Genomic DNA, 9,523 nt, shown 5'->3' on the forward strand with positions numbered 1-9,523 from the left:
CCTGCCCGTCTAACCGCGCGCCTTCGCAATGGACCCCGCACCCCGGTGAAGCGGCGGTCGCATATGGCATCTGTCCATATGGTGCGACCCGGGAACCGCCGAAATCCTTCGGCACACAGCATATTGGAGACGACATATGTCGAAGCGCCAGAGCGCCAAGTATAAACTCGACCGCCGGATGGGTGAAAACATCTGGGGTCGCCCGAAGAGCCCGGTCAACCGCCGCGAATATGGCCCCGGCCAGCACGGTCAGCGCCGCAAGGGCAAGATGTCGGACTTCGGCATCCAGCTCCGCGCGAAGCAGAAGCTGAAGGGCTATTACGGCGACATCACCGAAAAGCAGTTCAAGAAGAACTATTTCGAAGCGTCGCGCATGAAGGGCGACACCGGCCAGAACCTGATCGGCCTGCTCGAGCGCCGCCTCGACGCGGTCGTCTACCGCTCGAAGTTCACCCCGACGATCTTCTCGGCGCGCCAGCTCGTCAGCCACGGCCATGTCTATGTGAACGGCGTGAAGTGCAACGTCGCGAGCCGCCTCGTGAAGCCGGGCGACGAAGTCACCCTCGGCAAGAAGGCGCAGGAAATGGCGCTGGTCGCCGAAGCGCAGAGCCTGCCCGAGCGCGACCTGCCCGAATATCTGTCGGTTGACGGCACCAAGTCGACCTATGTCCGCGTCCCGACGCTCGACGAAGTGCCCTATCCGGTGAAGATGGAACCGAACCTGGTCGTCGAATTCTATTCGCGCTGATCAGGTTTCCACCGAAACGATTTCAGAAGGGCGGTCCGAAAGGGCCGCCCTTCTTGCATCGGCTGGCCGCGGCTGGCACAAGCCCGCTCGTCGCAAATGAAACTTTCCGAGGAATTTCCATGCTTCGTTTCCCCCGCACAACCGCAGCCCTTGCGGTCCTTTTGACCGTTTCCGCGTGCAACACGTCCGACAAGGCGGCGACGTCCGCTACCGCCATTCCCGACGTCCAGATCCCCGAACTGTCGCTCGCGACGTTGCAGGAGGTGACGAAGGAATTGTCGTCGGACGCATATGAAGGCCGCGCCCCCGGCACCCCGGGCGAGGAAAAGACCGTCGCCTATATCATCAAGAAGTACGAGGAAGCGGGGCTGAAGCCCGGCAACAACGGCAAGTGGACGCAGGACGTGCCGCTGGTCGAAATCACCGCGAAGAATGCGACGCCGCTCACCTTCACCGGCGGCAAGGCGCCGGTCACCGCGCAATATGCGAAGGATTATGTCGCGTTCAGCTATCGCGTCCAGCCCAAGACCGCGGTCAAGGACAGCGACGTCGTCTTCGTCGGTTACGGCATCAACGCCCCCGAAAAGCGCTGGAACGACTATGCCGGGCTCGACGTAAAGGGGAAGACCGTCGTCGTCCTCGTCAACGACCCCGACTGGCAGACCAAGGAAGCCAAGGGCGAATTCAACGGCCGCGCGATGACCTATTACGGTCGCTGGTCGTACAAATATGAGGAAGCCGCGCGCCAGGGCGCCGCCGCGGTGCTGATCGTCCACGACACCGAGCCCGCTGCCTATGGCTGGAACGTCGTCGAATCGAGCAACACCGGCGCCAATTATCTAGCCGAAACCAAGGACGGCGGGGCGAAGGAAACGCTCGCCAACGGCTGGATCCAGCTTCCGAAGGCGAAGGAACTGTTCGCGAGCGCCGGACAGGATTTCGACAAGCTCCGCGATGCCGCGAAAAAGAAGGGCTTCAAGCCCGTAGCGCTAGCCGGTGTGAAGGCGAATTTCGGCTTCGACAATGAAATCTCGAAGAAGATGTCGCGCAACGTCATCGGCGTGCTGCCGGGCGCCAAGCGTCCTGACGAATATGTGCTCTACACCGGCCATTGGGACCACCTCGGCCGCTGCACGCCGGTCGCGGGCGACGACATCTGTAACGGCGCGGTCGACAATGCGAGCGGCATCGCGGGTCTCGTGACGCTGGCGCAGGCGTTCCACAAGGCGGGTGCGCCCGACCGCAGCATCGTCTTCCTTGCGGTCACCGCCGAGGAATCGGGCCTGCTCGGGTCGAAGTTCTATGCCGAAAACCCGATCTTCCCGCTCGCGCAGACGGTCGGCGGCGTGAACATGGATGCGCTCAACGCGATCGGCCCGGCGAAGGACATCGTCGTCGTCGGCCGCGGCAAGTCCGAACTCGACGCCTATGTCGCCAAGCTCGCCGCGATGGAAAAGCGCGTGATCAAGGACGAACCGACCCCCGAGAAGGGTTTCTATTATCGTTCGGATCACTTCAGCTTCGCCAAGCTCGGCGTGCCGATGTTCAACTTCGGCAGCGGCGACGACCTGGTCGAGGGCGGCGTCGAGGCCGGCAAGAAGGCGGCCGAAGACTATGAAAAGAACCGCTACCACGCCCCCGGCGACGAATATGAGGCGATCACCAACTGGGGCGGCATGATGTCCGACCTGCGCCTCTATTACGCCGCGGGCCGCATGCTCGCGATGACCGACGCATGGCCGAACTGGAACGACGGCGACGAATTCCGCGCCGCCCGCGACAAGTCGCGCGCCGGTAAATAAGCGAAAGAGTGCGCGCCCATGACGCTTAAAATGCCTGCCGAATGGGCGCCGCACGACGCCGTCTGGATCGGTTTCCCGCACCTCGCCGAAGAGTGGGCGGGCGCGATCGATGAAGGGCGGCGCGACGTCGCCGCCTTCGCCAACGCCGTCCATGACGGCGGCCGCGGCGAAGAGGTGCGGCTGGTGGTCAACGACGCGCGGCAGGCGGAGATCGCCGCCGCGCTCGTCGATCCGGGCGTGCGCATCCTGATCCAGCCCTTGGGCGACATCTGGCTGCGCGATACCGGGCCGATCATCGCCGGCACGGGCGCCGCACGCCGCGCGCGCAATTTCGAATTCAACTGGTGGGGCGAGAAGTTCGTCATGCCGGGCGACCAGGAGATTGGCGCCGCGCTGGCGCGGGAAAGCGGCTTGCCCGTCGACGATCAGGACTGGGTGCTCGAGGGCGGCGGGATCGACGTCGACGGCACGGGCCTTTGCGTCACCACCGAGGAATGCCTGCTCAACACCAACCGCAACCCAACGCTGACACGCGAGGATATCGCGGTGCGGCTCCGCCAGTCGCTCGGGATCGAGCGGCTGCTGTGGCTCGGTAACGGGCTGGTCGGCGACCATACCGACGGCCATGTCGACAATCTGGCGCGCTTCGTCGGCGAAGGACGCCTCGCGCTTCCGGTCACGGCGGGCGAGGACGATCCCAACGCGCATATCTATGCCGATGCCCGCGCCCGCACCGCAGCGTTCGGAGGAGTCGAGATCGTCGACCTGCCCTCGCCCGGTCGTATCGAGATCGACGGCGAGATCGCGGCGGCCAGCTATATGAATTTCTACATCGGCAACAGCGTCGTCGTGGTGCCGACTTATGGCGTCGCCAATGACGTCGCCGCGGTCGACACCCTCGCGGCGCTCTTCCCCGACCGCCGCGCGGTCGGCGTGCCCGCGCGCGGCATCATCGTCGGCGGCGGCAGCTTCCATTGTTCGAGCCAGCAAGTGCCCTCCTGATGCGTCGGCTTCGAACCATATTTTCCCTAGCGGTTCTGACATCTATATTTCCGCCGATTGGGGTTGCGGCACAAGATACCGCATCCGCTGTTATCAGCGATGCATATCCCCCTGCCGCTCTAAGAATTGATGCGGAAGGGAGGGCCTATTTTGAAGCATTTGTTACGAGCGATGGAAAACCGCAAAACTGCAGGATTACACAATCGTCCGGCAATGCGGATCTGGACGCCGCAACATGCAACGTCATAATGACGAGAACGACGATCAAACCGCCGCTAGATGAGGCCGGGTAGCCACGAGAATTCTACTACCGTCAGTCGATAGATTGGAGAATCCCCAATCTATCGTCAAAAAAGAGGAAGAAACCTCAAATCAATTTGGAGCCAGCACCGGCCACCAAAACAAAAGTGAAGCGCCCATGACCCGCACCATCACCGTCGCCGCGTTGCAGCTTCCCCTGCCCGGCCCCGTCGAGCCCAATATCGAGGCCGTCACCGCGCTCGTCGAGGAAGCGGCGGCAAAGGGCGCGCAAATCATCCTGCCGCCCGAACTCTTCGAAGGCCCCTATTTCTGCCAGGTCGAGGATGAGGAACTCTTCGCCACCGCGCGCCCGACCGCCGAGCACCCGAGCGTCTTGGCAATGCAGGCGCTCGCCGCGAAGCTGAAGGTCGCGATCCCGACGAGCTATTTCGAGAAGGACGGGCCGCATTATTACAATACGCTCGCGATGATCGGCCCCGACGGGGCAATCATGGGGACGTACCGAAAGAGCCACATCCCCGACGGCCCGGGCTATGAAGAGAAATATTATTTCCGCCCCGGCAACACCGGCTTCAAGGTGTGGGACGTCTTCGGGACGCGTATTGGCGTGGGCGTCTGCTGGGATCAATGGTATCCCGAATGCGCGCGCGCGATGGCGCTGATGGGCGCCGAACTGCTCTTCTATCCGACCGCGATCGGATCGGAGCCCTATGACGCCGACCTCGACACCAGCCGCATGTGGCGCCGCGCGATGCAGGGGCATAGCGTGTCGAACTGCATGCCGGTAATCGCGTCGAACCGCATCGGAACCGAAGGCGACGCCAATTTCTATGGCCACAGCTTCATCAGCGACGAATGGGGCGACCTGACCCACGAGTATGGCGCCAGCGAAACCGGGGTGCTGGTCGCGACGATCGACCTCGACCGCGCGGCGAAGCATCGCGCCGGCATGGGCTTTTTCCGCGACCGCCGGCCGCAGCTTTATGGGCGGCTCGTCGAGGATATCTGACAACAAAAGCTGGGGCGAAGCATGGAACTACCCGACGATATTTTCACCGAGCCCGAGGATGTCGATCCCGAGACGCTCGCCAATCTCGGCCCGCTCCGCCGCCTCGCCGGCATCTGGGAGGGACAGCGCGGGGTCGATATCAACCCCAAGGCCGACGGCCCCGAGACGCGCGAATATTATGAGCGGATCGAGATGCAGCCGATCGACCCGCAGGCGAACGGCCCGCAGCTATTCTATGGGCTGCGCTATCACCTGCACGTCAACACGCGCGAAGAGGACATCGCCTTCCACGACCAGGTCGGTTATTGGCTTTACGAGCCCGGGACCGGCCTGATCCTGCAGACGCTGGCGATCCCGCGCGGCCAGATCGCGATTGCCGCTGGACATGCCGAGCCCGATGCAAAGCAGTTGGTACTGAAAGCGACGCGCGGCCAAACCGACTATGGCATTTGTTCGACGACCTTCCTCGAGCTCGCCTTTCGGACCGACAGCTATCAGATTACGGTCGATTTCCATGACGACGGCACGTGGAGCTATGTTTCGGACACGACGCTGATCGTCAAAGGCCAGGACGAGCCTTTCCTCCACCGCGACCGCAACACGCTGGCGAAGATCGCCGAGCCCGACCTCAACCCCTGGGCAAAGATCGCCCGCGGAGGCTGAGATCAGCTTTCGAAACGGCGGATGCTTTCGAGGTCTGCGCGGTCGAGCGGCTGGGTCAGCCACAGGCCGCCGCGCCCCGCGCGCGACCAGCGGACGATGGCGCGCCGCTTGACCCCGCCCGCGAGTATCAGGTCGAGTTCCTTGCCAACTTCCAGATGACCGTCGTGGATGAACCCGGCGCCATTCTGCGACAAATCGACCAGTTCGATGCTCGTCGAGCTTTCGTCGGTCACCGCCTGTGCCTGCGTGCTCACGGGCAGGCGCGGCTGGCGATAGCCGGTGGCGCGTTGTTCGGCCGCCAATTGCTTCAGCACATCGGCAACATCGACTTCCTTGTCGAACGACACGCCGCACCGGCCGCCGTCGGACCAGACGACTTCGCCGCGGATCACAACCGTATCCGAAAGCGCGATCTCCAGCTTTTCACCGATCCCGATCGGAACGTCGGCCGCCAGCATCATGCCTTTGTCGGAAATATTGCGCACGCGCCACAAGCCCGCATCGCCATTGCGCATCACCTTCGCGATCCGCCAGACCGTGCGATAGCGGTCACCGCCACGACGATCCGTGTCGGCCGCTTTTCCCTGCTCCTCTACCGGATCGGAGAGGCGACGCTGGTTCATATTATCTACCTTATCGAAACAGCACCGAACGGAAGCATAGCTTCCTGTCTATACTGCAAAATACACATTCCCCACCACACCGTATTACTAGAATTAATCTTATAATTCAATCATAGTGCTGACCATAGCGAACATCACACCGGTCATAAAATGCGAAAGCGCGCGGTTCGGCTGGTCGTTCGATAGCGAAGCATTCGTATTTTACACAATTTACGGTGCGTGCGCGCGGGGATTAAGTGCCAAAATGACGGTTCGGCGCCAGCCATTTGCATCCGCACGCGGGGCCGGTCCGACCGAGCGATGCTTTGCGGCATGAAAGCGAAACTACGCTTGACGGCAACATCTCTACCGATCAAGTTGAGTTGCCGGTTTGATCCCACCGGCAAGGCGTTTTGCTCGGGGTCCGCGGCTTTTGACCGGGAAGCAGCTTGCTCCGCGTTACCAACAGCTAAAGCGCGCGATGCTCAGGCGACAGCGCCAGGTATCGTGTTCCCCTCATTCGATGAGGTGATACGATGCAATACTCCCCACCGCGATAGCAACCCGCGTCCGAACCGGACGCTTCCCTGAACCGAACGCATCGCCGATTTGGGCGCGGCTGTTTGTCACTGTTTTTCCGGCGCCGCCTGGCGGTTCGCCGCACGCATCGTCGCGCGCTTCGGCGCTGCGATATTAATCGAACAAGGAATTCGACATGACCGTCCAGACGCTTGAACATAGCGAAACCGCCACCAAACTCTTCAACGTCACGCCGCTGCAACCGAGCCTCGGCGCGCTGATCAGCGGTATCGACCTCGCGCAGCCGCTCGACCGTCCGACCTATGACGCGCTGCGCGCTGCGCTGCTCCAGTATCGCGTGCTGTTTTTCCGCGACCAGAATCTGACGCGCGAACAGCATATCGCGCTGGGCGCCGCATTCGGCGACCTTGAGGAGCATCCGGTCTTTTCGCTGCCCGATTATCCGCAGATCCTGCCGCTGATCTCGCAGGAGCTGAAGGGCAAATATCGCCAGTCGACCGACAGCAACTGGCACGCCGACACGACCTTCCGTACCGAACCGTCGGCGGCGTCGATCCTGATCCAGCGCGTCTCGCCCTCGCTCGGCGGCGACACCGTCTTCGCCAACGCCGTCGCCGCCTATGAAACGCTCGACGAGGAGACGAAGGCACGGATCGACGGCCTCACCGCGATCCACGACCCGAGCATCTTCATCCAGTTCCTCGACACCGAGGAGAAGAAGGACGCGCTGCGCGCCAGTTTCCCGCCGGTCGAGCATCCGGTCGTGCGTATCCATCCCGAGACGGGCGAGAAGGTCCTCTACGTCAATTCGGTGTTTACACGATACATCGTCGGGTTGCCCGAGGAGGAGAGCAAGGCGCTGCTCGCGCGGCTGTTCGACCAGATCAAGCGCCCCGAATTCCAGGTGCGGTGGAGCTGGCAGCCCGGATCGATCGCCTTCTGGGACAATCGCGCGACGCAGCATTATGCCGTCCCCGACTATAGCGAGGCGCGCCATATGGAGCGCGTGACGATCGTCGGCGACCGCCCCGTCGGCCCGAACGCCGCCTGACCGGAACTCAGCGGATGAAACTCTCCCTCACGCCCTTTCGCACGCTCGTCGCCGGTGCCTTCCTGTCGCTCGCGGCGTGCGGCGCTGCGCCCGATAGCGGCAAGACGCTTAAGGTCGGCGATCAGCTCCACGCGCTCAAATCGTCGCTCGACGTGTCGGGCGAAGGCCAGCCTACCGATTACCAGATCGAATGGGCCAATTTCGTCGGCGGGCCGCCGATCATCGCGGCGCAGACGGGCGGATCGCTCGACGTCGGCTGGATGGCCGAAACACCGCTGATCTTCGCGCAGGCGGCGGGCAGCCCGGTGAAGGTCGTCGCGGTGAGCAAGACGGTCGACGGCGGCGGCTCGCCCTATGCACTCGTCGTCAAACCCGATTCCCCGATCCGCAGCATCGCCGACCTCAAGGGCAAATCGGTGTCGTTTATGAAGGGCACGGTGCTGCACTATTTCGTCGCGCGCCTGCTCGACAAGCAGGGCCTGTCGCTGAAGGACATTAAGACCGTGCAAGCGACGGGTTTCGGCACCGGGCTGCTCGACAAAGGATCGGCCGACGCGATCACGATCGGCGAGCCCTATCTGACGCAGGCGCTCGACGCCGGGAAAGTGCGCGTGCTTGCCAGCGGCGCGCCGCCGAACACGCCGGGCTTCTTCTACCTCGTCGCATCCGAAGCAGCGCTCGCCGACCCGGTGAAGGCGAAGGCGATCGGCGACCTCGTCGCCCGCGCCGCGCGGGCGACGCGCTGGCAGCGCGAGAATCCCGCCAAGGCCGCGCCAGCACTCGCCAAACGCTATAATGTCGATGCGGCGGTCGCCGAAAAGATCATCGCGCGCGCGCCCGCCAGCTATGCGCCGATCGACGACGCGATCATCGCGGCGCATCAGGACGAGGCCGACCTGTTCTTCAAGGAAGGGTTGATCCGCAAGAAGCTCGACGCGGCGCAAATCTTCGACAAGCGCTACGACGATATCGTCGCGGCGCAGGAGGTAGCGAAATGAGCGCGCCGACGCCGATCGCGTTCGCGGGCGATCCCGGCCGGCTCGTCCAGCCGGTCGTCCGCAAGGCCGGAAACAGGTCCGAACGCTTCTCCTTCGCACGCCGCGCGACGGGCCCGCTGATCATCGTCGCGCTCTGGGCGATCTCGACAAGCGCGGGATGGATCGATCCGTCGATCCTCCCCTCGCCCGCCGGGCTCGTCGCGGGGTGGCAGCAATTGTGGACCGAACAGGCGCTCGCCTCACAGATTGCGACCTCGCTCACGCGTGCGCTCGTCGGCGGCGCGGTCGGCATCGTCTTCGGGCTGATCCTCGGCACCATCGCCGGCCTGTCGAAACTCGGCGAGGAAATATTCGACGCACTGCTCCAGATGCTGCGCACCATCCCCTTCCTCGCGCTCGTACCTTTGTTCATCGTCTGGTTCGGGATCGGCGAGGCGCCGAAATTGCTCCTCATCGCGCTCGCGACGATGTTCCCGATGTATCTCAACACCTATGCCGGGGTGCGCAACGTCGACCGCAAGGTGATCGAGGCGATGCGCAGCTTCGGGCTCGGCGGCCGCCGGCTGATCCTCGAGGTCGTGCTGCCGCTCGCGCTGCCGCAGATCTTCACCGGGCTGCGCTTCGCACTCGGCGTCTCGGTGCTCGTGCTGATCGCCGCCGAGCAGATCAACGCCTCGGCCGGGCTCGGCTATCTGCTCAACAGCGCGCAACTGTACCAGCAGGTCGACGTCATCCTGATCTGCATCGCCATCTACGCCGTGCTCGGTCTCAGCGCCGACCTGATCGTCCGCTCGCTCGAACGGCTGTTCATGCCGTGGCGCGCGGGCATCGCCATCCGATAGGAGAT

General features: G+C 63.4%; 10 protein-coding genes. 9 read left to right on the forward strand and 1 reads right to left on the reverse strand.

The genetic code is table 11. The features are described from left to right. Window positions 1–136: 136 nt before the first annotated feature. From rpsD to V8J55_RS15210, 6 genes are all read left to right on the forward strand, one after another. The gene (rpsD, locus tag V8J55_RS15190) at window positions 137–748 is read left to right on the forward strand and encodes a 30S ribosomal protein S4 (RefSeq protein ID WP_037510385.1); all 612 of its coding nucleotides are present in this window, start codon (window positions 137–139) and stop codon (window positions 746–748) included. A gap of 119 nt (window positions 749–867) precedes the next feature. Further along, window positions 868–2,550 (forward strand): M28 family metallopeptidase, encoded by a 1,683-nt coding sequence (locus V8J55_RS15195; protein ID WP_336446433.1) that lies wholly within the window; start codon window positions 868–870, stop codon window positions 2,548–2,550. An 18-nt stretch (window positions 2,551–2,568) separates the two neighbouring features. Next, a complete protein-coding gene (locus V8J55_RS15200) occupies window positions 2,569–3,552 on the forward strand; it encodes an agmatine deiminase family protein (RefSeq protein WP_336446434.1) in 984 nt (327 codons plus the stop codon). Beyond that, window positions 3,552–3,845 (forward strand): TonB family protein, encoded by a 294-nt coding sequence (locus tag V8J55_RS21695; RefSeq protein WP_443030827.1) that lies wholly within the window; start codon window positions 3,552–3,554, stop codon window positions 3,843–3,845. Before V8J55_RS15200 ends, V8J55_RS21695 begins: the two co-directional genes overlap by 1 nt. Before the next feature lie 125 nt (window positions 3,846–3,970). Further along, complete coding sequence (aguB, locus tag V8J55_RS15205) at window positions 3,971–4,822, forward strand: N-carbamoylputrescine amidase (RefSeq protein ID WP_336446435.1); 852 nt, start codon at window positions 3,971–3,973, stop codon at window positions 4,820–4,822. 21 nt (window positions 4,823–4,843) lie between these two features. Then, on the forward strand, window positions 4,844–5,485 hold the full coding sequence (locus tag V8J55_RS15210; protein ID WP_336446436.1) for an FABP family protein: 642 nt from the start codon (window positions 4,844–4,846) through the stop codon (window positions 5,483–5,485). A 2-nt stretch (window positions 5,486–5,487) separates the two neighbouring features. On the opposite strand, the gene V8J55_RS15215 is transcribed toward V8J55_RS15210, so the two are convergent. Beyond that, window positions 5,488–6,108, reverse strand: coding sequence for a PilZ domain-containing protein (locus V8J55_RS15215; protein ID WP_037510378.1), 621 nt, complete (start codon window positions 6,106–6,108; stop codon window positions 5,488–5,490). Between the two features lie 694 nt (window positions 6,109–6,802). Here V8J55_RS15215 and V8J55_RS15220 point away from each other — a divergent pair. Genes V8J55_RS15220 through V8J55_RS15230 form a run of 3 tightly spaced genes read left to right on the forward strand, consistent with a single transcriptional unit; the run spans window position 6,803 to window position 9,518 of the window. Beyond that, window positions 6,803–7,678 (forward strand): TauD/TfdA dioxygenase family protein, encoded by an 876-nt coding sequence (locus V8J55_RS15220; RefSeq protein ID WP_336446437.1) that lies wholly within the window; start codon window positions 6,803–6,805, stop codon window positions 7,676–7,678. 14 nt (window positions 7,679–7,692) lie between these two features. Next, the gene (locus V8J55_RS15225) at window positions 7,693–8,676 is read left to right on the forward strand and encodes an aliphatic sulfonate ABC transporter substrate-binding protein (RefSeq protein ID WP_336446438.1); all 984 of its coding nucleotides are present in this window, start codon (window positions 7,693–7,695) and stop codon (window positions 8,674–8,676) included. Beyond that, complete coding sequence (locus V8J55_RS15230) at window positions 8,673–9,518, forward strand: ABC transporter permease (protein WP_336446439.1); 846 nt, start codon at window positions 8,673–8,675, stop codon at window positions 9,516–9,518. The genes V8J55_RS15225 and V8J55_RS15230 overlap by 4 nt, the downstream gene beginning before the upstream one ends. Window positions 9,519–9,523: the final 5 nt, after the last annotated feature.

This window comes from Sphingopyxis sp. CCNWLW2, from assembly GCF_037095755.1.
Classification (GTDB): domain Bacteria; phylum Pseudomonadota; class Alphaproteobacteria; order Sphingomonadales; family Sphingomonadaceae; genus Sphingopyxis.